At 40.0% G+C, this 951-nt stretch carries 1 protein-coding gene; it reads left to right on the top strand.

What is annotated here, in order from left to right:
- Positions 1-811, top strand: an 811-nt coding sequence (locus Q3F21_RS27150; protein ID WP_340259712.1) for a transposase, incomplete at its 5' end; no start/stop codon positions are given.
- Positions 812-951 lie beyond the last annotated feature (140 nt).

Genomic DNA, 951 nt, shown 5'->3' with positions numbered 1-951 from the left:
CCTGAAGTACCCTACAGCATTGAATATGAAAGACTTATCCGAAGATGAGATTCGGGAAGCCATTGTTAAAAGCGGAGCTAAAAGTACTGCGAAAAAAGCAGCATCCGAACTGGTTAAAATACTTCCTAATACTGTTGCTCTACCATTGGTTCATGTTATCGATCGTCAAAATTGGCTGATCCAGGAAGCCTTACGGCTTCAAGAAAGTCTAGAACGTATAGACGAAAATATTCACGAGCTTTTGCATGGTAGTGTAGAGAAAGGTACTAAACCGCACACCTATACACAGTTGCTTTATTCTTTACCTGTAATGAGTGATGGGTGGGCATGTACCCTTATTGCAGTCATTGGTGATATTCAACGTTTCAGTACATATAAAGAATTTAAAAAGTATCTCGGTGTTTCTGCTGAAAATAAGCAGTCAGGTACGTCCGTCAAAGGAACTCGTCAAACATTTAGTGGCGTCAGGGATACACGCAGGATTCTGTTTCAAATGGCCTTAATACTTATTGTAAAAAGAGCCGGTCCTAATGTCTTTGCGACGTACTACGAGAGATTAGTTGAACGACAAATGCCCAAGAGAAAAGCCATTGGACATATGTGTGGTAAAGTTGCAAAGATTATCTACAGCGTTCTAAAATCCGGTCAGGCATACGACTCCAGAAAACATGCAGAAGCTTGTGGCATTCCTTGGATTGAGCAGCATAACGAAAAGCCTTTAAACATAGATGTAGAGCCATTCGAAGATGAAGCAAAAATGCTTGCAGGAGTCCCGGATGAATCAGACGATATCGAGGTTGATGAAGAATAGTGCAACTCATGTGCTATTCTTCATTTCCATTCAATGTCTCAATGCTTTAATTCCGCCAAACAGCTCGTTTTTTATTGGAAAATGAAGCAATTTGTTATAAAAAACCTTACGGTTTTTTGTGTTAAGCACTACGCTACATT

This window comes from Brevibacillus borstelensis (genome assembly GCF_037834415.1).
GTDB classification, from domain to species: Bacteria; Bacillota; Bacilli; order Brevibacillales; family Brevibacillaceae; genus Brevibacillus; species Brevibacillus borstelensis_A.
Note: the sequence above shows the minus strand (reverse complement) of the source record. Positions and strands in the feature narration are given on the sequence as shown.